This window comes from Phaeobacter piscinae (assembly GCF_002407245.1).
Taxonomy (GTDB): domain Bacteria; phylum Pseudomonadota; class Alphaproteobacteria; order Rhodobacterales; family Rhodobacteraceae; genus Phaeobacter; species Phaeobacter piscinae.
The window spans coordinates 222,422-245,468 of record NZ_CP010681.1 but is presented as its reverse complement, the minus strand read 5'-3'; the positions used below and the strand labels follow the sequence as shown (position 1 = coordinate 245,468).

The 23,047-nt window shown below is 60.3% G+C and carries 22 protein-coding genes; 4 read left to right on the top strand and 18 right to left on the bottom strand.

Annotated elements, in window-relative coordinates:
* Nucleotides 1-13: 13 nt before the first annotated feature.
* Together phaeop14_RS01065 and phaeop14_RS01060 are read left to right on the top strand one after the other, a co-directional pair.
* Nucleotides 14-1,924, top strand: coding sequence for an OmpA family protein (locus phaeop14_RS01065; protein WP_096788493.1), 1,911 nt, complete (start codon nucleotides 14-16; stop codon nucleotides 1,922-1,924).
* On the top strand, nucleotides 1,921-2,235 hold the full coding sequence (locus tag phaeop14_RS01060) for a hypothetical protein (protein WP_040171367.1): 315 nt from the start codon (nucleotides 1,921-1,923) through the stop codon (nucleotides 2,233-2,235). The genes phaeop14_RS01065 and phaeop14_RS01060 overlap by 4 nt, the downstream gene beginning before the upstream one ends.
* A 50-nt stretch (nucleotides 2,236-2,285) precedes the next feature.
* Here phaeop14_RS01060 and phaeop14_RS01055 read toward each other — a convergent pair whose 3' ends face one another.
* From phaeop14_RS01055 to phaeop14_RS01010, 9 genes are all read right to left on the bottom strand, one after another.
* A complete protein-coding gene (locus tag phaeop14_RS01055) occupies nucleotides 2,286-2,747 on the bottom strand; it encodes a molybdenum cofactor biosynthesis protein MoaE (protein ID WP_040180664.1) in 462 nt (153 codons plus the stop codon).
* 3 nt (nucleotides 2,748-2,750) lie between these two features.
* Nucleotides 2,751-2,996, bottom strand: a complete 246-nt coding sequence (gene moaD / locus phaeop14_RS01050) for a molybdopterin converting factor subunit 1 (RefSeq protein WP_040171373.1) — start codon at nucleotides 2,994-2,996, stop codon at nucleotides 2,751-2,753.
* Nucleotides 2,996-3,667, bottom strand: coding sequence for a CDP-diacylglycerol--glycerol-3-phosphate 3-phosphatidyltransferase (gene pgsA / locus phaeop14_RS01045; RefSeq protein WP_096788492.1), 672 nt, complete (start codon nucleotides 3,665-3,667; stop codon nucleotides 2,996-2,998). The genes moaD and pgsA overlap by 1 nt, the downstream gene beginning before the upstream one ends.
* A 196-nt stretch (nucleotides 3,668-3,863) precedes the next feature.
* Complete coding sequence (gene uvrC / locus phaeop14_RS01040) at nucleotides 3,864-5,753, bottom strand: excinuclease ABC subunit UvrC (protein WP_096788491.1); 1,890 nt, start codon at nucleotides 5,751-5,753, stop codon at nucleotides 3,864-3,866.
* A 314-nt stretch (nucleotides 5,754-6,067) separates the two neighbouring features.
* Nucleotides 6,068-6,844: an SDR family oxidoreductase gene (locus phaeop14_RS01035; RefSeq protein ID WP_096788490.1), complete on the bottom strand. Its 777-nt coding sequence runs from the start codon at nucleotides 6,842-6,844 to the stop codon at nucleotides 6,068-6,070.
* A 34-nt stretch (nucleotides 6,845-6,878) separates the two neighbouring features.
* Nucleotides 6,879-7,823: a calcium/sodium antiporter gene (locus phaeop14_RS01030; RefSeq protein ID WP_096788489.1), complete on the bottom strand. Its 945-nt coding sequence runs from the start codon at nucleotides 7,821-7,823 to the stop codon at nucleotides 6,879-6,881.
* Between the two features lie 174 nt (nucleotides 7,824-7,997).
* The gene (locus tag phaeop14_RS01020) at nucleotides 7,998-8,795 is read right to left on the bottom strand and encodes a S49 family peptidase (protein ID WP_096788488.1); all 798 of its coding nucleotides are present in this window, start codon (nucleotides 8,793-8,795) and stop codon (nucleotides 7,998-8,000) included.
* A gap of 236 nt (nucleotides 8,796-9,031) precedes the next feature.
* Nucleotides 9,032-9,793 carry an ABC transporter permease gene (locus phaeop14_RS01015; RefSeq protein ID WP_096788487.1) on the bottom strand — a complete coding sequence of 254 codons (762 nt, stop codon included), beginning with the start codon at nucleotides 9,791-9,793 and terminating at the stop codon, nucleotides 9,032-9,034.
* Nucleotides 9,790-10,719, bottom strand: a complete 930-nt coding sequence (locus phaeop14_RS01010; RefSeq protein WP_096788486.1) for an ABC transporter ATP-binding protein — start codon at nucleotides 10,717-10,719, stop codon at nucleotides 9,790-9,792. The genes phaeop14_RS01015 and phaeop14_RS01010 overlap by 4 nt, the downstream gene beginning before the upstream one ends.
* 195 nt (nucleotides 10,720-10,914) lie before the next feature.
* Here phaeop14_RS01010 and phaeop14_RS01005 point away from each other — a divergent pair, with 195 nt between their 5' ends.
* Entirely contained in the window at nucleotides 10,915-11,571 is a 657-nt protein-coding gene (locus phaeop14_RS01005) for an NAD(P)-dependent oxidoreductase (protein WP_096788485.1), read from the top strand.
* 9 nt (nucleotides 11,572-11,580) lie between these two features.
* Here phaeop14_RS01005 and pobA read toward each other — a convergent pair whose 3' ends face one another.
* Nucleotides 11,581-12,762, bottom strand: a complete 1,182-nt coding sequence (gene pobA, locus phaeop14_RS01000; protein ID WP_167385669.1) for a 4-hydroxybenzoate 3-monooxygenase — start codon at nucleotides 12,760-12,762, stop codon at nucleotides 11,581-11,583.
* Nucleotides 12,763-12,850: 88 nt separating this feature from the next.
* On the opposite strand from pobA, the gene phaeop14_RS00995 reads away from it, so the two are divergent.
* The gene (locus phaeop14_RS00995; RefSeq protein ID WP_096788483.1) at nucleotides 12,851-13,723 is read left to right on the top strand and encodes a helix-turn-helix domain-containing protein; all 873 of its coding nucleotides are present in this window, start codon (nucleotides 12,851-12,853) and stop codon (nucleotides 13,721-13,723) included.
* Nucleotides 13,724-13,814: 91 nt separating this feature from the next.
* On the opposite strand, the gene phaeop14_RS00990 is transcribed toward phaeop14_RS00995, so the two are convergent.
* From phaeop14_RS00990 to phaeop14_RS00955, 8 genes are all read right to left on the bottom strand, one after another.
* Nucleotides 13,815-15,158 carry a S41 family peptidase gene (locus tag phaeop14_RS00990; protein ID WP_040171398.1) on the bottom strand — a complete coding sequence of 448 codons (1,344 nt, stop codon included), beginning with the start codon at nucleotides 15,156-15,158 and terminating at the stop codon, nucleotides 13,815-13,817.
* A gap of 3 nt (nucleotides 15,159-15,161) precedes the next feature.
* Entirely contained in the window at nucleotides 15,162-16,346 is a 1,185-nt protein-coding gene (locus phaeop14_RS00985; RefSeq protein ID WP_096788482.1) for a murein hydrolase activator EnvC family protein, read from the bottom strand.
* Nucleotides 16,343-17,863: a 2,3-bisphosphoglycerate-independent phosphoglycerate mutase gene (gene gpmI / locus phaeop14_RS00980; protein WP_096788481.1), complete on the bottom strand. Its 1,521-nt coding sequence runs from the start codon at nucleotides 17,861-17,863 to the stop codon at nucleotides 16,343-16,345. The genes phaeop14_RS00985 and gpmI overlap by 4 nt, the downstream gene beginning before the upstream one ends.
* 119 nt (nucleotides 17,864-17,982) lie before the next feature.
* Entirely contained in the window at nucleotides 17,983-19,053 is a 1,071-nt protein-coding gene (locus phaeop14_RS00975; protein WP_096788480.1) for a bifunctional transcriptional activator/DNA repair enzyme AdaA, read from the bottom strand.
* 103 nt (nucleotides 19,054-19,156) lie between these two features.
* Nucleotides 19,157-20,158, bottom strand: coding sequence for an endonuclease/exonuclease/phosphatase family protein (locus phaeop14_RS00970; protein ID WP_040180683.1), 1,002 nt, complete (start codon nucleotides 20,156-20,158; stop codon nucleotides 19,157-19,159).
* Complete coding sequence (locus tag phaeop14_RS00965; protein ID WP_040171407.1) at nucleotides 20,155-21,201, bottom strand: ABC transporter ATP-binding protein; 1,047 nt, start codon at nucleotides 21,199-21,201, stop codon at nucleotides 20,155-20,157. The genes phaeop14_RS00970 and phaeop14_RS00965 overlap by 4 nt, the downstream gene beginning before the upstream one ends.
* A gap of 12 nt (nucleotides 21,202-21,213) precedes the next feature.
* On the bottom strand, nucleotides 21,214-22,095 hold the full coding sequence (locus phaeop14_RS00960; RefSeq protein WP_040171410.1) for an ABC transporter permease subunit: 882 nt from the start codon (nucleotides 22,093-22,095) through the stop codon (nucleotides 21,214-21,216).
* Nucleotides 22,096-22,105: 10 nt separating this feature from the next.
* Entirely contained in the window at nucleotides 22,106-22,987 is an 882-nt protein-coding gene (locus phaeop14_RS00955; protein ID WP_024098571.1) for an ABC transporter permease subunit, read from the bottom strand.
* Nucleotides 22,988-23,047: the final 60 nt, after the last annotated feature.

Below are 23,047 nucleotides of genomic sequence, written 5' to 3'. Positions count from 1 at the left end.
GACCAGCCTACCCATGCGCCTGTCCTCGCTTTTGATCTCTGGCCTGACCTTTGTCGCCGCTGCCGCGCTGAGCCTGGTGGTGGCCGGTTTTGCGGTGACGGGCATCGAAGCAGGCAGCGAAACCGCCGTACGCCGTGCGCTGGACAAAGCCGGTCATACCTGGGCCGAAGTCACCGCTGACGGGCTGCGTGTGATCCTGAATGGCACCGCACCCGATGAGGCTACACGGTTTGGCGTGATATCGCTGGTCGGCGGCGTGGTCGACGCGGCGCGGGTGATCGACGAGATGCAAATCACCCCCTCAGAAGGCATAGCCCCGCCCCGGTTTTCAGCGGAAATTCTGCGCAACGACAGCGGCATTTCGATCATCGGACTGATCCCGCGAGTGACCGACCGCGACACAGTGATCGCCCGGCTGAATACGATCGCAGGTGAGGATCAGGTGGCGGATCTACTGGAAACCGCAAATTACACCGCCCCCAAGGGCTGGATGCCCGCAATGGACTACGCATTGGATGCTCTGAGTCTGCTGCCCCGGTCAAAGATCTCGGTCGAGGCGGAGGAAGTTTCCATCACAGCCATTTCCGATAGCGCCGAAGCCAAGGAACAGATCGAGAAACGCCTGACCCGCATGGCGCCTGCCGGGCTGCGCCTGTCGCTGGATATTGCGGCGCCGCGCCCGGTCATCACCCCGTTTACGCTGCGCTACAGTCTGGATGACACTGGCGGCCGTTTTGATGCCTGCTCTGCCGAAAGCGAGCTGAGCCGCGACCGCATTCTGCGGGCGGCGACCAAGGCCGGGTTTGACGGCAAGGCTGATTGCGTAATTGGTATGGGCGTGCCCTCGCCCAATTGGGCCCGCGCCGCAGAGCTGGGGATTGCATCCCTGGCAGAGCTGGGCGCGGGATCGGTGACGCTGGCCAATGCCGATATGACGCTGGTTGCAGCGGAGGGGACCGCACCGGCACTGTTTGATCATGTGGTCGGCGAGCTGGAGAGCGCGCTGCCCCAGGTTTTTGCCCTGCATGCGGTCTTGCCCGAGCCGGAAACCAATGAAGGCAGCGGCCCACCTGAGTTTACCGCAACCCTGAGCCCGGAAGGACAGGTGCAGCTGCGGGGGCGGATTTCGGATGAGGCGCTGCGCCAGATCAGCAGCAGCTATGCCAAGGCGCGGTTCGGTTCACAGAATGTCTATAGTGCCACGCGGGTGGTTGAGGATCTGCCTGCCGATTGGCCGGTGCGGGTGCTGGCCGGGCTCGAGGCGCTGTCCCATCTCCAGCGCGGCGCGGTGTCGGTGACCCCGGACAGCCTGAGCCTGAGCGGAATGAGCCACCGCGAAGATGCGCCCTCCGAGATCGCCAAGCTGTTGTCCGCCAAACTGGGTGAGGCAGAGAGCTATGAGCTGAACGTCACCTATGAGGAGCCGCCGGAACCTGCGGATAAGCCGATGTCGCCGGAACTGTGTGAGGCGGAGCTGGCTGCGGTGCAGACAGTCTCAAAAATCACCTTTGAACCGGGGTCGGCGACCGTGGCCGCCGACAGCCGGGACACATTGGATCAGATCGCCGACATCCTGGCGCGTTGTAACGGGGTGCGGCTGGAAATCCAGGGCCATACCGACAGTCAGGGGCGCGAAGAAATGAACCAAAACCTCAGCCAAGCGCGGGCACAATCGGTTCTCAATGAGCTGCGCGGCCGTCGTCTGGTCACCAGCAGCTTCACCGCCAAGGGGTACGGCGAAAGCACCCCGATCGCGAGCAATGACACCGAAGATGGCCGTGAAGCCAATCGTCGGATCGAATTCCGCCTGATCCGCCCGGCCAATGAGGCCGCCAGCGAAACCACGCTTGATGAGGCCGCCACCGCCCCTGAAGGCACCTCAGAGACCCCTTCCGACAGTGAACAGGAGACATCCGGACAATGAACAGGACAGAGTTCATCATCACCACTGCCATTATCCTGTTTGTCGCCTTTGCGATGGGGTGGTTTGCCAATTGGCTGGTGCATCGCTTTACCCGCGTGAAGCAGAGCGACGTGGCCGATCTGGACCGGATGAGCCAGGAATTGCACGAAGCAGAAGAAACCCGCGATCAGGCGATCACCTATCTGCAACAGCGTGAGGCGGAGCTGTCCAATCAGCTGGCCCAGACCGAGGCAGAGTTGCGGGCGGCGATGGACGGTCTGCGAGATGCGCGCCGCGAAGCCGAAGAACTGCGCGGACAGCTGCACGCCTGAGGCGCTCTGCGGGGACTACAATCTTCCCAGCGGATCAAACCGCAGTGGGGTCAGTCCCAGCGGGTCAGCGCCTCTTCGTCGCTGTCCTTGGCCTCGACCCAGTTGCCGGTGCCGTCCTGTGTCAGCTCTTTCTTCCAGAAGGGGGCGCGGGATTTGAGGTAATCCATCAGATATTCCGCCGCCTCAAACGCATCGGCGCGATGACGTGCCGCGGTGGCGACCATCATGATCTGCTCGCCCGGAACCAACTGCCCATGACGATGAATGACCAGCGCATCCGCAAGGGACCAGCGCTGTTGTGCCTCCTGCGTGATCGCCTCTATCGCGCGCTCGGTCATGCCGGGATAATGCTCAATCTCCATCGCCACCATCTCACCGCTGTCGGACCCCCGCACCACGCCGGTGAAGGTTACAATAGCGCCGGCATTCGCGCCGGAGGTCGCAACATCCGACGCAAAGCGCTGGCTTTCCTCCCCCAGATCAAAGGCGTCCGTCTGCACTGCGATCCGCATCGCTCAGCCTCCGGTCATCGGTGGGAAAAACGCCACCTCTCGCACGCCATCAAGCGAGGCATCAAAATCTGAAAGATCCTGATCCAGCGCCACACGTAGCGCCGACAGATCGGCGAAGGCGGCCGCATAGCGCGGATCGCGGGCGCTGAGTTCAGCCACCAGATCGCGCACATTTGCGGCCGTGCTGTCCACACGCTCCTTGGGCAGTCCGATACGCTCGCGCACCCAGGCAAAATAGAGAACATCCATCAGCGCGTCTCCTTCAGATGTGGCAGCGCCTTGCGCATGTAGTCGGCGCCAGTGATCAGCGTCAGCGCCGCCGCGATCCACAGCAGCAACAGGCCCAACCGGCTGGTCCAGATCATACCCTCGTATTTCCAGCGCAGGCCAAATTCATCGCTGACCTCCCCCAGCATAATCTGATCGACAAGCGCCTGATCCATGCCAAAGGAAGACATCACCAGATAGTGTTCAAAGATGCCTTGGGAAAACAGCGTGGCAATGGCGATCATCTGCGCGGTGGTCTTCCATTTTGCCAGCGCCGTCACCTTGAGCGTGCCCGCCGTATCGCCGAGAAATTCGCGCAGACCGGAGACAAATACCTCACGAAACAGGATCACCGTGGCGGGCAGCACCAGCCAGGGCGTCCAGTGTTCGGCGGCGTATCCAACGAGGATCATCAATGCGATCACAACCATCGCCTTGTCAGCGATGGGATCTAGCATCGCCCCCATCTTCGTCTCCTGCCCCCAGGACCGGGCGAGGTAGCCGTCAAACCAGTCGGTAATCGCCGCGCTGACAAAGAGGATCAGCGCAAACCAATCCGCATAGGGGCGCGAAAAATAGAGGAACATAATCGCGAGCCCCGGTGCTGCCACCAGGCGCATCAGGGTGAGGATATTGGGCACGGTCCATTTCATGGCTGCACACTAGCCCGCAGTTTCACGGGTGAAAAGCGGTACAGATGAATTTTCGGAGGCGAATGGCCACATCTTCGCGACTGTTTTTTGACCATCAAGTCAGGACCTTGTCGCCGCGATACCTTATGCCACCCACGGAGCGCGCCGCGCCCGGCACCAGATCGCTGCCAGGCAGGCTGACACTGGAGTTCGGCACCTACCCCTGCGCGTGGAAGAAATCATAGATCCGTTGCGCCAGCGCCGCCGAGACCCCCTCTACCGCCTTCAGGTCTGACAGGTTGGCCCGGCTGACCGCCTTGGCGCTGCCAAAATGCGCCAACAGCGCACGTTTGCGGGCTGCACCGACGCCCGGCACCTCATCCAGCGGCGTGGCGCCCATGGCTTTCGCCCGTTTGGCGCGGTGGGTGCCAATCGCAAACCGGTGCGCCTCATCCCGCATCCGCTGCACAAAATAAAGCACTGGATCATTGCGCTGGAGAGCAAAGGCGGGCTCACCCAAGCGGTGAAACTCTTCCTTGCCGTGGTCCCGGTCGACACCTTTGGCGACACCAATCATAGGGATGTCCTGCACACCATATTTAGCCATGATCTCCGCCACCGCGCTGACCTGTCCGGCGCCGCCGTCAATCAGCAGAAGATCCGGCCAGAGGCCCTTCTCACGGTCGGGATCCTCCTTCAACAAACGAGAGAAGCGGCGGTTGAGAACTTCCTTCATCATGCCGAAATCATCACCGGGCGTGAGGTCATCCCCTTTGATGTTGAACTTGCGATAGGCGTTCTTCATGAACCCTTCGGGGCCGGCGACGATCATGCCCCCCACCGCATGGCTGCCCTGAATATGCGAGTTGTCGTAGACCTCAATCCGCTGCGGCGGCCCTTCCAGACCAAAGGCCTCAGCCACACCGCGCAGCAGTTTTGCCTGTGTCGCGCTTTCGGCCATGCGGCGGGCCAGGGATTCGCGGGCGTTGCGGACGGCACCCGCCACCAGCTCTGTTTTCTCCCCGCGTTGCGGCACCAGGATTTCCACCCGGCGCCCGGCCTTGTCGCTGAGTGCCTGCTCCATCAGGTCGCCGTTTTCGATCTCATCAGACAGGATCAGCTGCCTGGGCGGCTCCTTGTTGTCGTAGAACTGGCCGATGAAGGCCTCCATCACCTCCGCCGGGGAAACATCACCGTTGATACGGGGATAGAAATCCTGGTTGCCCCAGTTCTGATTGGCGCGAATGAAAAACACCTGCACACAGGCCTGTCCGCTGTCGAGATGCAGACCGATAACATCCGCCTCCGCCACACCACGGGGATTGATGCCTTGCGAGGTTTGCACCTGCGTCAGCGCCTTGATCCGGTCGCGCAGGGCGGCGGCCCGCTCAAACTCCATTGCCTCGGAGGCGGCGGCCATCTGTTCGGCCAGCTCTTCCTGGATCTTGGTGGAGCGCCCGGACAGAAACCGCTCGGCATCCCGCACGGAGGCCGCATAGTCCTCGGCCGAGATTTCACCGGTACAGGGCGCGGTGCAGCGCTTGATCTGATATTGCAGGCAGGGACGCGTGCGGCTTTCGAACATCGCATTGCTGCAATTGCGCAGCAGGAAAGCCTTCTGCAACTGGTTGAGCGTTCGGTTGACCGCGCCTGCACTCGCGAAGGGACCAAAATAACTGCCCTTCTCGCGCCGGGTGCCGCGGTGTTTCTTGATTTGCGGAAACGCGTGATCCTTTGCGACCAGAATATTGGGGAAACTTTTGTCGTCGCGCAGCAGCACGTTGTATTTCGGCTTGAGCTGCTTGATCAGGTTCTGCTCCAGCAGCAGCGCCTCAGTCTCCGTGCGGGTGGTCAGGAACATCATCGATGCGGTTGCCGCGATCATCCGCTCAATCCGGGGCGAATGGCCCGGACGGGAATAGTTCGACACCCGCGCCCGCAGATTACGCGCCTTACCGACGTAGAGGACACGGCTCTCGCTATCCAGCATCCTGTAGACGCCCGGAGAGCTGTCCAGGGTCTTCAGATAGTCCTGTATTACGGCGTACCCCGTCCGGAGGGTCGGGCGTGCCGTTTCCGGCGAGGATTCGGGCTGATGGTCTGTCATGTTTCGAGATCTATGATTCCCGCAGGTGGTCTGCAATGTTAGCGCATCGGGATCAACATGGAACAAATCCACTGATGCTGTGGATAAGTCTGGTAATATCTTATGGCTATCCGCGATTTTTCCTTATTTTTGGCTGATTTCCAGCGTTTGCCTAAAAATTAGGCACAACCGCAAGGCACTGATAATAATATATAATTTTTATTTCTGCGGACAAGTTAATGATTCCAAACGGATTTTTGTAACGAATTGACGACGGATTGACGCTACGTGCACAACTTCGGCGCTACCACTTTTGAACCGCGCCGCAAAGCGGGTTATTCCAGCCCCACAACGTCCGGTGTTTCCCAGCTGAGATGCTGACCGCTATCGATGCAAATCAGCTGCCCGGTGACCGATGGCGCGCGCAAAAGATAGCTCAGCGCCGCTCTGATATCAGCCGGGTCGGCACCGCGCTGCAGCGGGGTGTTGGCACATTGGCGGGCGAATTGGCTTTCGGTCTGCCGCGGACCTCTCAGCGTGGGTCCCGGGCCGATACCATTGACACGGATGCGGGGCGCAAGCGCCTGCGCACTGGTGCGGGTCAGCGTCCAAAGCGCGGATTTCGCCAGCGTATAGGTCATGAAGTCCGGTGTCAGTTTATGCACGCGCTGATCAATGAGATTGATGACGGAGGCAGACGCCAGCGCCCGCCCCTGCTCATCAACCTGTTGCGGCAGTTCCTGCGCGGCCAACTGCTGCGTCAGGATAAAGGGCGCACGCAGATTGCTGTCCATATGGCGATCCCAGCTGTTGCGGGTCGCCGTCTCCAAACTGTCGTGCTCAAATATAGAGGCGTTGTTCACCAGACAGGTGATCGGCCCTCCCAGAGCCTCCGCTGCAGCAGGCAGCAGAGCCTCAGTCGCTGCCTCCTCCAGCAGGTCGGCCTGCAGGGGAACAGCAACGCGGCCCATCGCACGAATATCTGCCGCTGTGGTTGCTGCTGCGTCAGCTGAGCTCGCGTAGTGGACGGCGACATCGTAGCCGTTTGCCGCCAGTTCCAACGCCATCGCGCGGCCAAGTCGCTTGCCCGCGCCGGTTACCAATGCCCGCATTTTGCTCTCTCCTCATCTGCCTGTTGGCAATGAGTTAGAACAGCTGCACCAGGTAGACCACATAAACGGCAGATAAAATCACACCCCAGGTGCGGGTGATGTCCATTTTGAAGAAGACAAAGGGCACCAGCAGCAGTGACGAGGCCAGCATCACCCAGAGATCCGCCCGCAGGAAAGAGGGGTCAACACTGATCGGACCAACAAAGGTCGCGATGCCGACGATCGCCAGCAGATTGAACATGTTGGAGCCAATAACATTGCCAAGCGCGACATCCGCCTGACGGCGCAACGCGGCCATGACGGTGGTCGCGAGTTCCGGCAAAGAGGTGCCAATGGCCACCAGCGTCAGGCCGATCACAGTTTCCGTGACCCCATAGGTGCGGGCGATGATCGACGCGTTGTCGACCAGCAAATCAGCCCCTAGTGGCAAGCCGATCAGCCCCAGGAAAAGGTAGATGCCGATGCGCCAGTAAGGCATATCGGGATCGGCCTCCTCGATGTCATCCAGATCACTGTCCTTGCCATTGCGGCGATGGGCGCGGGCCTCGCGGAAGGCAACGCCAAGAACCACAGAAAGGGCCGCCAGCAGGATCAGGCCGGACCAGACCGTGAAAGTCCCGCAGAAGGCCAGTCCGATAAACAGGACCGAGGCGATCAGCATAAAGACGTAGTTCTTGCGCGTGTCGCACTCGCTGGTGTGCAAGGATCGCATCAGGGCAGGAATGCCCAGGACCATCAGGATGTTGGCCGTGTTTGACCCGACCACATTGCCAAGCGCAATCCCGTCCGCGTTTTCCCCGACGGCGCGGACGGCGATCAGCAGCTCCGGCGCCGAGGTGCCAAAAGCCACGATCGTCAGACTGACGATCAACGCCGGCACACCCAGCCGCAGGCTGAGGTTCACAGCCCCGCGCACCAAAGCGTCCCCGGCGAGCAGCAGGATCACAAGCCCAAGTCCAGACAACAGCCATGGCATCATTGCCGAGGCCCTCCATTCTTTTTGCAGGCGCAGGGGCCTTTTCCGATCTTGAAGCGGCCGCAGCTGCCACAGCGCCGCGAGGCCAGGTGTTTTTGGCCGGGCATCCGCAGCTTGCCGAACATCGCCAGCACAGCCATCACCACAAGAAACAGGGAAACGATCTTAAAAATCACGTCAGAGGCCAAACCGCGCGTATTCGGCGCGTTCCTCAATGCCGCTCAGCGCGTCTTGCGCAATCTGCATACCGATCCGTCCCAGAAGCGGCTTCTTAATGCCGTAGCGGCGGAACCGCACCTTGGGACCAAAGCGCGCCTGCATTTTGGGGCGCAAATGGCCGATGCCATCAATCAGACCAAGGGAGGCGGCGCGTCGTCCAAGCCAGATCTCACCGGTGTAGAGATCCTCGCTGCTGTCCAGTTTGTCGCCACGACGATCTTTGACATGGGCGATGAAATTGTCGTGGATATCGCCCAAGAGCTGCTTCAGGCGCTTCACGTCCTCGGCATTTTCCGGGCGGAACGGGTCCAGCATCGATTTGCTGCGACCGGCCGTATAGACCCGCCGCTCAACGCCCTGACGCGCCAGGAACACATGGGCACCGAAGCCTGCGGAAATGACGCCAATGGAGCCAAGGATCGAGCTTTCATCGGCCCAGATCTCATCCGCCGAGGCCGCCAGCCAGTAGCCACCTGAGGCCGCCACGTCTTCGACAAAGGCGATAGTGGGGACCTCCAGCTCTTCCGAGAGGCGGCGAATACGCGCACCGATCAGGGCGCTTTGCACGGGTGAGCCACCGGGCGAGTTGATCTCGAGCGCGACCGCAGCCGGTTTGCCCTTGCGAAAGGCACGTTCCAGCACCGGGCCCAGCGCGGCATCATTCAGCGCACCGCGACCGGCCATGCCAATGGCGCCATTGAGGCGCACAACAGCAACCAGCGGTGGCTTGTTCAAGAAGGGCAATTTCAGGTTCATGGCGCCGATGTAGAATGCCGACTGCCCTGAAACAAGGGATGGCGCCGGAACGAAGCAAGCGCAGCGGCAAAAAAGCCGCGCAGCTTGGGTAAAATTGCAACGTTCCCTCAATACGTGCGACGTCCGCACAGATTGTCTGCCGTTGGGGCAGCCTGATCAGGGCCGCCCCGATATCGTGTGTGTGATGCTCAAGACCCGTCGCCGGGGCTTGATGGCTTAACCAAATTGCCTGGCCATCAGGTCCGAATGCGCCAACCGGTTTTGAAGATCCACCAGATCACCGCAAGACAGAGTGCTGTAAACCCACCGATCGCCAGAAGGCTAAGCCCGACAGGCACATCTGAGGCGCCGAAGAACGACCAGCGGAAACCGGAGATCAAATAGACCACCGGATTAAAGAGGGTGATCTTCTGCCAGATTGGCGGCAGCATCGAGATCGAATAAAACGACCCGCCCAGGAACACCAGTGGCGTGACGATCAGCAAAGGCACCAGTTGCAGCTGTTCAAAATTTTTGGCCCAGACCCCAATGATGAAGCCCAACAGAGCAAAGCTGACGCATGTCAGCACCATGAACAATACCATAGCCAGCGGGTGCGCGATGGTCAGATCAACAAAGAGCGACGCCGTCACCAGAATAACCACGCCGATGAACAGCGCCTTCGTCGCCGCCGCACCCACATAGCCAATCACGATCTCCAGGAAATTCACCGGCGCGGAGAGCAACTCATAAATGGTGCCGATAAATTTGGGAAAATAGATCCCGAAGGACGCGTTGGACGTGGCCTGAGTCATCACGCTGAGCATGATCAGACCCGGCACGATGAAAGCACCGTACGGCACCCCTTCGACCTGATCAATGCGGCTGCCGATGGCGGCTCCGAACACTACGAAATAAAGCGAGGTGGACAGCACCGGAGACAGGAAGCTTTGCATCAGCGTGCGAAAGAACCTTGCCATTTCAAAGCGATAGATTGAAGAGATTGCTGTCCAGTTCATGTCGACTCTCCTGAAACCAGCCCGACAAATATGTCTTCAAGGCTGGATTGCCGGGTTTGCACATCCGCCAGCGTAAGGCCGGATTTTGCCACGTCGTTCAGCAGCGCCGTGATGCCGGTGCGCTCGGCGTTGGTGTCGTAGGAATAAATCAACCCGCGCCCGTCCTCAGTCGGGGTCAGCCCATAGGCAGCAAGGCTGTCGGGGACCGCTGTCAGTGCGTCGGTCAACTGGACTTCCAGCTGCTTCTTACCGAGTTGCGCCATCAGCTTGGCCTTCTCCTCGACCAGCAGGATTTCTCCATTTGTGATGACGCCGACCCGGTCGGCAATGGCCTCGGCTTCCTCGATATAATGGGTGGTTAGAATGATGGTGACACCATCGCGCTTCAGCTCTGCCACCACATCCCACATGTCTTTGCGCAATTCCACGTCGACGCCAGCGGTCGGTTCATCGAGGAACAGGATGCGGGGATCATGGCTAAGCGCCTTGGCTATCAGGACGCGCCGTTTCATGCCGCCTGACAGTTCCTTGATCTGGCTCTTGCGTTTATCCCAGAGCGACAGTTTGCGCAGGATATCCTCAAGCAAGGCATCATTGCGCGGTTTGCCAAACAGCCCGCGGGAAAATCTGACGGAGTTCCAGACCGTTTCAAAGGGCTCAAGATTGATTTCCTGCGGCACCAGCCCGATCAGGCTGCGCGCGGCGCGAAAGTCTTCAATAATGTCGTGCCCGCCGACCGAGACATGGCCTGATGTGGGTGTTGTGATGCCGCAGACAGTTGAAATCAACGTGGTTTTACCGGCGCCGTTTGGACCGAGCAACGCAAGGATTTCGCCCTCCTCAATATCGAGCGAGACTCCCTTGAGGGCCTGGAACCCACCCTCATATGTCTTTTCCAAATCACGAATGGATAGGATGGCTGACATTGCTGCCTCCTTCAAAAGTAAACTCATCAGTTCAGTGCAAGGTAGCGCCAACATTGCGCAACCGCCAGCGGGGATTGCAGCGCCAGCGTTTACAGGTGCGCATTATCTTGTGCACTGGTGCAGGACGAAATTTATCTTGACGTCAAACTATTTTTACATCATCAATTATCTCGACATCAAGATATGAGGCATAACATGGATATTCTTCTTTTTGGGGCAACCGGAGATGTCGGCCGCGCCACGGCGCAGCAGGCCATTGAACGCGGGCACCGTGTGACTGCGATTGCGCGCAATCCCGACCTGCGCGGACCACTGGGCGACCAGCTGGTGACACCGCTCGCCCTGGATGTGTTGACCAGCGCTGAGCAACTGGCCGATCTTGCCCGCCGCCATCAGATCATTATCAGCGCATTGCGCCCGATCGCCGGGCAGGACGCCTTGCTGGTGGCGTTGACGCAAGCGGTGCTGCGGGCCGCAGAAGCGGGCAATATCCCCGCTCTGATCACCGGCGGCGCTGCCCTTTTGAAACTGGCTGACGGCAGCGGGGAAACGGTGCTGAGCGCACCAGGCTTTCTGCCGGATGCCGTACGTCCGATTGCAGAGGCCTGCGCCACGCAGGATCATTTGCTGGAGAGCACATCATATGTGGATTGGACCTGCCTGCGCCCACCTGCGATGCTGCAGGAGGGAGAGCGCCGGGACCGCTACGAATGGGGCACCGATACGCTGGTGACCGATGCCGATGGGCTGTCGCAGATTTCCTTTGCCGATTTTGGCGGTGCCCTGATGGATCTGGCAGAGCAGCAAAATCGCCCCGAAAAGCGGCTGACTGTCGCTTGGGGAAACGCCTGAGTTTAGACCCTAATAAGGCAAACCAACGTAGTTTTCGGCCAAAGATGCCTGCGCCGCATCGGAGGAGAACAGATAGTCGAGATCGGCCTGCTGCAGCCGCAGATCCGCTGGCGACATGTCAGGGAAGCGATGCAGCAGGTTGGTCATCCACCAGCTGAACCGTTCAGCTTTCCAAATCCGCGCCAGCGCGCGCTCGGAATAGCTGCCCAGCGCAGTGTCATCACCGCGCAGGAAGTGATCAGACAAACCGTCGTAGAGATAATGGATATCCGAGGCCGCAAGGTTCAGCCCCTTGGCCCCGGTGGGGGGCACGATATGGGCGGCGTCGCCCGCCAGAAACAGCGCGCCATAGCGCATAGGCTCTGCCACGAAGCTGCGCAGCGGCGCGATGGACTTCTCAATTGAGGGCCCGGTTTGCAATCCACGTGCCACATCGTCGGGCAGACGTCGCTTCAACTCCTCCCAGAAGGCGGCATCGCTCCAGTCCTCGACCCGGTCGGTCAGCGGCACCTGAATGTAGTAGCGGCTCAACTGAGGATTGCGCATCGAACACAGCGCAAATCCACGGTCGTGCCGGGCATAGATCAACTCATCCGCAGCGGGCGATGTCTGCGAGAGCACGCCGAGCCAGCCGAACGGGTAGACCTTTTCGTATTCACGTAGGACATCCGACGGGATCGACTTGCGGCTGACCCCGTGAAACCCATCCGCGCCAACAATGAACTTGGTATCAATGCGACGGGTTTCGCCCTGCTGTTCATAGGTAACATAAGGCCGCACCGTCGTCAGATCATGCAGCGCGACATTCGCGGCCTCGTGGATAATCTGCCCTCCCATGGCGTCACGGGCCTCATAGAGATCGCGCGTCACCTCGGTCTGGCCGTAAACCATCACCGTCTGTCCCTTGGCGCTGCCCGCAAGGTCGATACGGTCTAGCCGCCCCTGATGGGCAATGTGAAATCCATGGTGCACCATACCGTCGCGGTCCATGCGCGCGCTGGCGCCAGCCCGGCGCAGCAAGTCCACAAACCCGTGCTCCAGAACGCCTGCGCGAATGCGTCCCAGCACGTAGTCCCGGGTCTGACGCTCCAGCACGATTGTGTCGATCCCGGCCCGGTGCAGCAGCTGCGACAGCAACAGCCCGGAGGGACCACCTCCAACAATCACCACCTGTGTTGTCTGGCTCTGCATCAGCTCTCTCCTGTTCGCCCACACATCATGCCGAAACTCCGCCATCTTGCGAATAGACCCAATCGCCGCATTCTTGTATATTTCGCACATGACCGACCCAAAGGCGATAACCACCTACTCCCTGTTTGGGGAGAATACAGAACTGGCCGATCTTCTGCATATCGAGAGCATTGAGGCACGGTCCTCGCTCCACGATTGGTCGCTGACGCCCCATCGCCATGCCCGGTTGCATCAGATTTTGACGCTGACGCAAGGCGGTGGTCTGACCACGCTTGACGGTATCGAGCAGGATCTTCATTCCCCGTGCATGATCAATATCCCTCGGGGTGCCGTGCATGGGTTCCGGTTTAGCAGCGATACCAGAGGATGGGTGCTGACATTGACGTCCGACCTTATGGATCAGGTGCTTGGCGATAGTTCCGACATTCTGACAACGCTGGATCGTGCGGCGGTCACCCCCCTGCGGGATGACTTGTTACAGCTTATCACCGCGATCCGTGATGCTTATGGTGCCGACGGGTTTGCACGTACAGCGATCCTACGTGGACTTGTGGGCGCGGTCACCGGCACGGTCGCGCAATACATCGGTGCGCAGCAGTCCCGCGATGCCAACCCGAAGGCGCATCAATTGTTTGCCCGGTTCGAAACACTGGTAAACCGGGATTTCCGTGCCCGGCGTCAGGTCAGCGACTACGCACGTGAACTTGCCGTTTCGACAACGCACCTCAGTCGGATCAGCCATCAGGCCACCGGGCAATCCGCCTCACAGCTGATCAACGAGCGGATGCTGCGTGAGGCGCGTCGCCTGCTGATTTACACGACATTGAGTGCAGCACAGATCGCCTATGAGCTTGGCTATGCTGACCCCGCCCATTTCAGCCGTGTGTTTGCGCGGGGGACAGGGCTGCCGCCAAGACGGTTTCGTCGGCATGTCACCGCAGGTGGATTGCCACCTGAATAAACCGCCGCTGTCTTGGCAGATGATTAAAAAAGAAACCGCCCCGGATCGCTCACGGGGCGGTTTTGATTGGTTTTGGGCAGATAGCTGGCGGTTACTCTTCCGGGCCCAGCTTTGACAGACCTTTCAGAATATCGATGGCATAGGCCAGTTGATAATCCTCTTCGCGGCGCTCCGCTGCGGCCTCCGCTTTGGCGCGGTCTTCCTCGATCTGGCGGACCTCATCCTCGGAAAGGCTGTCGTTGTTCAGACGCCCCCGCAGATCTGCCTCAGACCGGGTCCGGCGGGCGGCGGAGGTATTTTCCTCTTCCTCTTCCGCATTTGGATCCCGGCGCGGCTGTTCCACGACAATATCCGGGGACACCCCAAGCGCCTGGATCGAACGGCCGGAGGGCGTGTAATACCGCGCTGTGGTCAGGCGCATCGCACCATCCCCCTTCAGTGGCATCACCGTCTGGACCGACCCTTTACCAAAGGATTTGGTGCCGACCACAATCGCACGGCGGTGATCTTGAAGGGCACCCGCGACAATCTCAGATGCTGAAGCCGACCCGCCATTGATCAGCACCACAATGGGTTTGCCGTCGACCAGATCGCCGGGAGTGGCATTGAACCGTTCGCCGTCCTCAGGATTACGCCCACGGGTAGAGACGATTTCACCGCTGTCGAGGAAGCTGTCCGCCACTTTGATCGCCTGCGTCAGCAGACCACCCGGGTTGTTGCGCAGATCCAGTACGATACCGTTGACATTGTCCATGCCGCCGGCCTCTTCCAACTGCTTTTTCAGGCCCGCCTCAAGGTTGGGCGTGGTCTGGTCGTTGAAGGTGGTCAGGCGCAGAACAACCGTTTCATCTTCGGTCCGGGCGCGTACGGCCGTCAGCTTGATGGTGTCGCGAATGATCGACACATCAAAGGGCTCCGCCTCACCTTCGCGCACAACGGTGATGACGATCTCGGAGCCAACCGGCCCGCGCATCAGATCCACCGCCTCGTCCAGAGCCAGCCCCAGAACGCTTTCGCCATCCACATGGGTGATGAAGTCGCCCGATTCCATCCCGGCCTCATCCGCCGGGGTGCCATCAATGGGCGAGACCACTTTGACGAAGCCTTCTTCCTGCGTGACCTCAATGCCCAGCCCACCAAATTCGCCACGGGTCTGCACCCGCATATTGGCGGCATCATCCGGGGAGAGATAGCTGGAATGCGGGTCCAGCGAGGCGAGCATGCCACCGATGGCGGCTTCAATCAGCTCGGTCTCATCGACATCTTCGACATATTGCACGCGGATGCGTTCAAAGATGTCCCCAAAGAGGTCCAGCTGCTCATAAACGCTGGCCTCCCGGCTGCCTTCCTGGGCCAGAAGCGGCTCAGCTACATAGGTGGTGGCAAGTATCCCTGCCAGCGTGCCGCCCACTGCGGCCATCGCGAATTTTCTCATGAACTAATTTCCATCCTTGTCGGTGCGGAACCAGGTTTCGGGGTCCACCGGACTGTTGTCCATTCTCACTTCTATATAGAGCGTTTCTGTGCGGTCAGTTCCAGCCCCTTCACCGCTTAGTGACAAAATGGCGCCGATTTCCGGGTTTTTACCCCCCATCAGGCCAATCGGGGTTCCTGCGGGGATGACCTCCCCCATGGTTCCGTAAACTTCGGCCAGTCCCGACAGCACAAATAGCGTCTCGGGCTGCGGTTCGAGGATGACCACATTGCCAAGATCCAGCAGCGGCCCCTGATAGCGGATCGTGGCGGCGGTGGGCGACACCACCAGCGCGCGCGGACGTGCCGCGATCAACCAGCCGGGACGGGCGATGCCTGCGGCGTCTTTTTCACCATAGCCGCGCAGGACCAGCCCTTCGACGGGGATCGGCAGCTCGCCCCGCAGGGCACTGACATCGGCCTCAATTGTTGCGATCTCCCCTTCGGCGATTTCAGCCAGCCCGCTGGCAAAGCCGCTGAGCGTCTCTGTCGAGGATATCAGGATCGCAGTGCGTACCGGATCCTGAGTAAAGCGACGCGGAAGGTCGGTGCGGTCGGCGATGGCGGCAGACAGTTGCACACGGGCCTCTTGTACACCGTTCAGACCTTCCTGCAGGGTGTTGGCGGCGCTTTGTTGCAGCAGGCGCAGCGTCTGGACCTCCTCCAGATCACGGCGCAGCGCGGTTGCTCGCGCCTGCAAGGCCGGTGTCACCTCAGCCAATGTCATGGCAGAGCGGGCGGCCCCAAGCGGCCCCGAGGGGTGCAGCATCAGCACCGGTGGTGGTGCGGTCTCAATGGTCTGCAAAACCCCGAGCAAATCCGCCACGCCATCTTCGCGCGCTTTCAGCTGGGCCGCCAACTGCCCCTCGCGCTGCGCGACACGGCGCAGGCCATCGCGCATGGCAGCCAGCCCGGCCTCATAGGCGCGGACGGTTTCGGTCAATGCAGCTACGCGGTCCCGTGCAGTTTCCGCCTGCTGAAGCGCAAGCGTGGCAGTCTCCAGCTGGTTGGCCGCCCGCTGCGCCGCTGTCGCGGGATCCTCTGCCGCACTTGCCCCCATTGCCGATGCGGACAGAGCCAGCGCAAGGGCGCAGATCTGAAAGCCACGCCAGACAGCAACCGGCCCCAAGATGCCAAATGCTGAACTCATGCCAGCAGGCTCTCTCCGGTCATTTCATCCGGTTTCGGGAGGTTCATCAGCTGCAAAAGCGTTGGCGCCAGATCTGCGAGACGGCCATCACGCAGTTCAGCCCCAGCCGGTCCACCAACCAGCGCCGCGGGTACCAGATTTGTGGTATGGGCGGTGTGCGGGCCGCCTGTGTCAGGATCGACCATCACTTCACAATTGCCATGATCAGCTGTGACCAGCATCACGCCACCTGCAGCCTTCAACGCGGCGACGACCTTGGCCAGCCCCTGATCGACCGCTTCGCAGGCCTTGATCGCAGCATCGAGATCACCGGTGTGACCAACCATATCCGGGTTCGCATAATTGGTGACAATCAGGTCATAGCCCGCCTCAATCGCCTCGACAAACCGCTCGGTCACCTCAGGCGCTGACATTTCCGGTTGCAGATCATAGGTCGCAACCTTGGGCGATTTCGGCATGGCGCGGTCTTCCCCCTCCTCCGGGTCTTCTTTGCCACCGTTGAGGAAGAAGGTCACATGCGGATACTTCTCCGTCTCGGCGAGGCGGAATTGACGCTTGCCCTGTTTCGCCACCCAAGCGCCCAAAGTATTGATGATCGCGCGTTTGGGAAACACGGTTTGCATGTATTCGTTATGGCCTGTGGAATATTCCACCATGCCCAGCAATGCTGCCAGCTCCGGGCGTGCCCCAGTATCGAAGGCATCAAAACCCGGCTCTCCCATAGCGCGCAGGATCTCGCGGGCACGGTCGGCGCGGAAATTCAGGCAGAAAATGCCATCCCCGGCCTTCACGCCACCATACCCATCAATCACCGTGGCCTTAACAAACTCATCCAGCTCATCGCGGGCATAGCTGGCCTTGATCGCGTCCGCGGCGGTCTCCGCCTCATATTGCCCGCGGCCATGGATCATGGCGTCATAGGCCTGACTGACACGTTCCCAGCGATTGTCGCGATCCATCGCATAGTAACGCCCCGTCACGGTGGCGATACGCGCGCCCTCCGCGAGATCGCCTTGCAGGGCGGTGACAAAGTCCAGAGCAGATTTCGGGGCAACATCGCGCCCATCGGTCATCACATGCAGCCAGACAGGCACACCCGCATCGCGGATCGCCTTCACCGCAGCAAGGATATGGGTGACATGGCCATGGACGCCGCCATCCGAAACCAACCCCATGAGATGTGCCGCACCGCCGGTCTCCTTCAGCCGGGCAATAAAGCCCTGCAGCGCCTCATTGTCGAAAAACGAACCATCCTCGATTGCGAGATCAATCTGGCCCAGATCCATTGCCACCACCCGGCCGGCGCCGATATTGGTGTGGCCCACCTCTGAGTTCCCCATTTGCCCGCTTGGCAGGCCGACATCCGGCCCATGGGTGATCAACCGTGCCATTGGGCAGGTCTTGGCAATCTCGTCAAGCGTTGGTGTCCGAGCCAGATAGGGCGCATTGGCGGTTCCTGGATCGGCATTGCCCCAACCATCAAGGATACACAGAACAACTGGTTTGGGCGTCGACATGGTTTCAGGCTCCGGCTCTGAGTGGCGTTACTGCCTTCTACAGATTTGCCGGGGGTTGGGAAACCGCCGATCGGTCTGGAGGGGCTATCCACGCGCCCCTCCGGTCTTGGGCGAGACCCTCAGACCGGCTGCGCCGCCGATGTGCGATACTGGCGCTCAATGTCCAAGAGCCGCTGTTTGCGCCACAGCCCCCCACCGTATCCGGTCAGCGACCCATCCGCACCAATCACCCGGTGGCAGGGCACCACCAAAGCGATCTGATTGGCGCCATTGGCGCGGGCAACAGCACGGGTGGCATCAGGGCGGCCAATGATGCGCGCAATCTCCGAATAGCTGCGGGTGATGCCCGGTGGGATCTGTCGCAGCGCATCCCAGACCTGTTGCATGAAGGCTGTGCCATGATAGGCCAAAGGAGTCTCAAATCGCGCCGAACGCCCCGCAAAAAACGCATCCAGTTCCGCCCGGATCTGCTCGCTCGGCGGTGTGGGACCTATGCCGAGGTCGCCTTTCACGGCGCGTTGCAATTTATCCAATTCGCCCTTGAGCGCCTTGCGCTCCACAAATTCCAGCAAATGCAGTTCTGTCTTGCTGGCAACGGCAATCATGTCACCAAGCGGTGTCGCAATCCAATCCGCCAGCAACAGGCCTTCGCCGGTCAGGCTGCCAGGCGCACGTCCCAACAGGCGGGCAAATGCGGCGCGAAACGCGCTGGGGGAGTCAAATTGCGCATCCAGCTGCGCCTCGATCACCTTGCCGCCGTCCGACAACACGGTGAAGCCTTCGCGCAGTCGGCGCTGGCGGGCCATCTCCAGAAAGGTCATGCCGAACTGTCGCTTGAAACTGCGCCGCACCGTGGAGAGATCAAAGCCCATGCGGGTGATATCCCCCTCCCCCCAGCGGTAGTCCGGGCGTTGGTCCAAGGCCGCCAAAAGGGTGGCCACTGCGGGATCCGCCTCTGCCATCGGGCGCAGGGGGTGGCACCGTTTGCAGGCGCGAAACCCGGCTTCGATACATTCGCCTACGCTGCCGAAAAACTGGCAGTTCTCGCGTTTGGGTTTGCGTGCCGGGCAGATCAGGCGACAGAAGATGCCGGTGGTGGCGACGCAGACATAAGCCTGCCCGTCATACCGGTCATCGCGATTGAGCAGCGCCTGATACAGCGCCTCATGGTCAGGAAGATCAAACAACATATGCCTTGTTTAGCATATGGTCGTCAGCCTGCCGCCGATAATCAGGCGTGGATTATGCGGCGGCAGGTTTTTTTGGTTTAGCAGCCTCTGGCATGCGCCCGTGTCAGTCCAGCGCGACGCGGCACCAGACAGCATCGTGATCGGACAGCGGGCGGCCATTTTCATCAACTGAAGACACCAGACGGTTTTCCGTTGAGCGCATGCCACGGGTGCAGAACCAATCCAGTTTCATCTGCCGGTCCGGATGCGGCGTGATGAGGCTTGGCCGGGTGGTGACACCATCCGGGGTCGCGGACCAGTCATAGCCATGCGCGCGCGCCAGATCGAACAGCGTCTCACGTTGCCAATCGAAATCAGGCGGCAAATGGTTGCCGGTGTTGAGATCCCCGCCGATCAACACCGGCATATCCGGCGCAAACGCCTCAATTGCATGCAGCAGACGGTCGAATTGCGCATGGCGGTGTTCGGCGTCAGCATTGCTTTCCAGATGGGTGGAGACAACGCAAATCGGCCCCGCCTCAGTCGGCAGGACCGCCGCGATAGCCATCCGCCCGCCAAGACGTGGCTGCTCCGGATCGGCGGGCACCTCATCGGAGGAAAACCAGTGGCCGTGGTCATCCAGCCGGATCAGGGTGACACGCTCTGGCGGAACGGCCGAGAGGATGGCGTTCCCGTGCCAGCCAAACAGGTTGAAATCATCCGTACAGAAGGCCTGCTCGGTCGGGCCCCCCAGATCCAGCTCATGGAACTCAACGCCAAAGACGTAAGCCATGTCCAGCGCTTTCGCCATGGCCTCGGTGGTGTGGCGCTGACCGGTGCGGGCCATGCCGTGATCCACCTCCGACAGCAGGACGACCTGCGGGGCGAGAGGTTGAATATGGCGGGCCGTATCCTCCGGGAACAGGCAGCGCTCGACGTTCCAGGCAACAACGGAAACCGAGGCGGTCAAGACCTCCAGAGAGGCCTGACCGCCGGATTGCAAGGTCGACATTGCCGGCACCTCAGCCATCAGCGCCCGGTGCGCCACCGCATTGCGCGGCGCCGCCTTGATCCGCGCCTGCAGATCGGATGAAACCGTCGGCAGGCTGTCCAGAACCCGTGTCATCGTCGCTGGCCGCTTTCCGCGTCAAACAGGCAGATCGCTGCCGGGTCGACCGATATCTGATGGGTGCCGGGATCAACCGGGATGTCCTTCAGTACGTGAATGGTGAAGGGTTGCCCCCCCAGCTTGCCATGCAACAGACGATGGGCGCCGAGTTCTTCGATCAGCTCCACATTGATGGCAAGGCCACCTTCGGCAACCAGCTGGACGTCCTCCGGCCGGATACCCAGCTTGACCGCGCCCTGGGCCGAGGTGTCCAGCGCGCCCATGGAGACACCATCCGGCAATGTCACCTGGCCGTTGGCGATGGTGGCGTCGATCAGATTCATCGGCGGGGCGCCCATAAACGACGCCACAAAGACAGACGCCGGGTTGTGGTAGATCTCAGACGGGGTGCCGATCTGTTCGATACGGCCACCGTTCAGCACGATGATGCGATCCGCCATGGTCATCGCTTCGACCTGATCGTGGGTCACATAGATAGAGGTCACGCCCAACCGGCGCTGCAATGCCTTGATCTCAATCCGCATCTGGTTGCGCAGCTTGGCATCGAGGTTCGACAGAGGTTCGTCGAACAGGAACAATGCCGGGTCACGCACGATGGCACGGCCCATGGCAACCCGCTGGCGCTGTCCACCGGACAACTGAGACGGTTTGCGATCCAGATACTCTTCGAGGTTCAGCATCTTGGCGGCCTCGGCCACCTTGCGCTCGATCTCATCCGCAGGGGTTTTGCGGTTTTTCAGACCGTAGGCGATGTTCTTGCGCACGGTCATATGCGGGTAAAGCGCGTAGTTCTGGAACACCATCGCAATATCGCGATCTGCGGGATCCACGTTGTTCACCACCCGGTCGCCGATCTCCAGCGAGCCTTCGGTGATATCCTCCAGACCGGCGATCATGCGCAGCAGGGTGGATTTGCCACAGCCCGACGGGCCGACCAGGACGACGAACTCGCCGTCCTCGATCTTGAAGCTGGAGGAGGTGACGGCCTCAACCCCGTTGGGGTAGACCTTGCGTACAGAATTCAGGGTAACCTGAGCCATTGTGTGAAGTCCTTACTTATCGGATTCCGTCAGGCCCTTGACGAACCAGCTTTGGAAGAAAATGACGACTGCCACCGGGGGCAGGATGGCAATCACTGCCAGAAGATTTGCGCGACCGAATTCCGGCACATTTGTGCCTTCCAGGGTCTGAGTGATCTGTTTGATCCCCCGCACCAGCGTATACATGTCCTCTTCGGTCGTGATCATCGTGGGCCAGAGATACTGGTTCCAGCCAAAGACAAACATGATGATGAACATCGCTGCGATCATGGTTTTGGACAGCGGCACGAGAATATCGATGAAGAACTTCACCGGCCCTGCCCCGTCGATGCGGGCAGCCTCAACAAGTTCTTCGGGGATCGACCGGAAATACTGCCGGAAGAAGAACGTCGCCGTGGCCGATGCGATCAGCGGAATGATCAGCCCCTGATAGGTGTTCAGCATACCCAGCTGCTGCACGACCTCATAAGACGGCAGAATACGCACCTCCAGCGGCAGAAGCAGCGTGGTGAAGATCACCCAGAATGCCAGCGAGGCGAACCGCAGGCGGAAGTAAACGATGGCATAGGCCGCCATCATCGCGATCACGATCTTGCCAAGCGCAAAGCCGATGCCCAGCACGAAGGAGTTGAACAGCATCCGGGTCCCGGTATTCGCTCCGGAGAACCCAGACGCCTCAAACATCGCCTTCTCGAAATTCTCATCGAACTGATCGCCGATTTTCAGCTGCGGGCCGTATTTGATGATGTCCACATCCGGCACCGTGGTGGTCAGCACCACCATGATCAGCGGCACCAACATGAACAGCGAGCCGAGGATCAGCACAGTGTGGTCGCCAATAGCCCCCCAGTTGATGGAGCGGCGTGGCGTTTGGACGGGTGTTTGGTCAGCCATGTCAGCCCCCTCAGGTATAGTGGATGCGGCGGTCGATCAGCCGGAACTGAAAGATCGTAAGCGCCAGAACAAGGACCATCAGAATAACCGACTGCGCCGACGAACCACCCAGATCGTTGCCACGGAAACCATCCACGTAGACCTTGTAAACCAGGGTCATCGGGTTGTTTCCCGGCTCACCTTTCACAAGGGTATCGACGATGCCGAAGGTGTCGAACAGCGCATAGGTGATATTGATGATCAGCAGGAAGAAGCCGGTCGGCGCCAGCAGCGGAAAGGTGACATCCCAGAACCGGCCTGTGGCTGAGCGATTGTCGATCAGGGCCGCTTCGCGCACGGAACGCGGGATCGACTGAAGCCCGGACAAAAAGAAGATGAAGTTGACCGGAATCTGTTTCCAGACCGACACCAGAACCATGGCGGCAGCAGTGTCATTGAAATTCACACCCAGCACAAAATCCCAACCAAAGACGCCAGCAAGGCGCGTCAGCGGCCCCCAGCTCTGGTCGAACATGATCAGGCCGATAAAGCCTGCAACCGGCGGCGCCACCGCGTAGACCCACATAAGAAGCGTCCGGTAGGTGCGGGCACCGCGCAGAACATTGTCCGCCTTCACCGCCAGCAGCAGTGCAATCGCCAGCGAGAAGAAGGTTACCAGCACTGTAAAGACGAGAGTGAAGATCGCGACACGGCGATATTCGGAATTGCCCAGAAGATCGGTATAGTTATCCAGCCCCACGAAGGTCGAGCCAAACCCAAACGGATCCTGAAGGTAGAAGGACGACTGGATTGCATGCCAGGCGGGCCAATAGAAGAAAATAGCGATAATGACGAGCTGCGGCATCAGCAACAGGATCGGCATCCACTTGGTCGAGAATCCGGCGCGTTTCACGGTGTGCCTCTTCGTTGGAATGCGTGACGGCCGCAGGGGCTGCGGCCGTCACAAGTAAGG

Bases quoted from the DNA above. Each gene is read 5' to 3' on its own strand.
- phaeop14_RS01065 (WP_096788493.1), top strand. From the start codon at position 14: ATGCGCCTGTCCTCGCTTTTGATCTCTGGCCTGACCTTTGTCGCCGCT.
- phaeop14_RS01060 (WP_040171367.1), top strand. From the start codon at position 1,921: ATGAACAGGACAGAGTTCATCATCACCACTGCCATTATCCTGTTTGTC.
- phaeop14_RS01055 (WP_040180664.1), bottom strand. From the start codon at position 2,747: ATGCGGATCGCAGTGCAGACGGACGCCTTTGATCTGGGGGAGGAAAGC.
- moaD (WP_040171373.1), bottom strand. From the start codon at position 2,996: ATGGATGTTCTCTATTTTGCCTGGGTGCGCGAGCGTATCGGACTGCCC.
- pgsA (WP_096788492.1), bottom strand. From the start codon at position 3,667: ATGAAATGGACCGTGCCCAATATCCTCACCCTGATGCGCCTGGTGGCA.
- uvrC (WP_096788491.1), bottom strand. From the start codon at position 5,753: ATGACAGACCATCAGCCCGAATCCTCGCCGGAAACGGCACGCCCGACC.
- phaeop14_RS01035 (WP_096788490.1), bottom strand. From the start codon at position 6,844: ATGCGGGCATTGGTAACCGGCGCGGGCAAGCGACTTGGCCGCGCGATG.
- phaeop14_RS01030 (WP_096788489.1), bottom strand. From the start codon at position 7,823: ATGATGCCATGGCTGTTGTCTGGACTTGGGCTTGTGATCCTGCTGCTC.
- phaeop14_RS01020 (WP_096788488.1), bottom strand. From the start codon at position 8,795: ATGAACCTGAAATTGCCCTTCTTGAACAAGCCACCGCTGGTTGCTGTT.
- phaeop14_RS01015 (WP_096788487.1), bottom strand. From the start codon at position 9,793: ATGAACTGGACAGCAATCTCTTCAATCTATCGCTTTGAAATGGCAAGG.
- phaeop14_RS01010 (WP_096788486.1), bottom strand. From the start codon at position 10,719: ATGTCAGCCATCCTATCCATTCGTGATTTGGAAAAGACATATGAGGGT.
- phaeop14_RS01005 (WP_096788485.1), top strand. From the start codon at position 10,915: ATGGATATTCTTCTTTTTGGGGCAACCGGAGATGTCGGCCGCGCCACG.
- pobA (WP_167385669.1), bottom strand. From the start codon at position 12,762: ATGCAGAGCCAGACAACACAGGTGGTGATTGTTGGAGGTGGTCCCTCC.
- phaeop14_RS00995 (WP_096788483.1), top strand. From the start codon at position 12,851: ATGACCGACCCAAAGGCGATAACCACCTACTCCCTGTTTGGGGAGAAT.
- phaeop14_RS00990 (WP_040171398.1), bottom strand. From the start codon at position 15,158: ATGAGAAAATTCGCGATGGCCGCAGTGGGCGGCACGCTGGCAGGGATA.
- phaeop14_RS00985 (WP_096788482.1), bottom strand. From the start codon at position 16,346: ATGAGTTCAGCATTTGGCATCTTGGGGCCGGTTGCTGTCTGGCGTGGC.
- gpmI (WP_096788481.1), bottom strand. From the start codon at position 17,863: ATGTCGACGCCCAAACCAGTTGTTCTGTGTATCCTTGATGGTTGGGGC.
- phaeop14_RS00975 (WP_096788480.1), bottom strand. From the start codon at position 19,053: ATGTTGTTTGATCTTCCTGACCATGAGGCGCTGTATCAGGCGCTGCTC.
- phaeop14_RS00970 (WP_040180683.1), bottom strand. From the start codon at position 20,158: ATGACACGGGTTCTGGACAGCCTGCCGACGGTTTCATCCGATCTGCAG.
- phaeop14_RS00965 (WP_040171407.1), bottom strand. From the start codon at position 21,201: ATGGCTCAGGTTACCCTGAATTCTGTACGCAAGGTCTACCCCAACGGG.
- phaeop14_RS00960 (WP_040171410.1), bottom strand. From the start codon at position 22,095: ATGGCTGACCAAACACCCGTCCAAACGCCACGCCGCTCCATCAACTGG.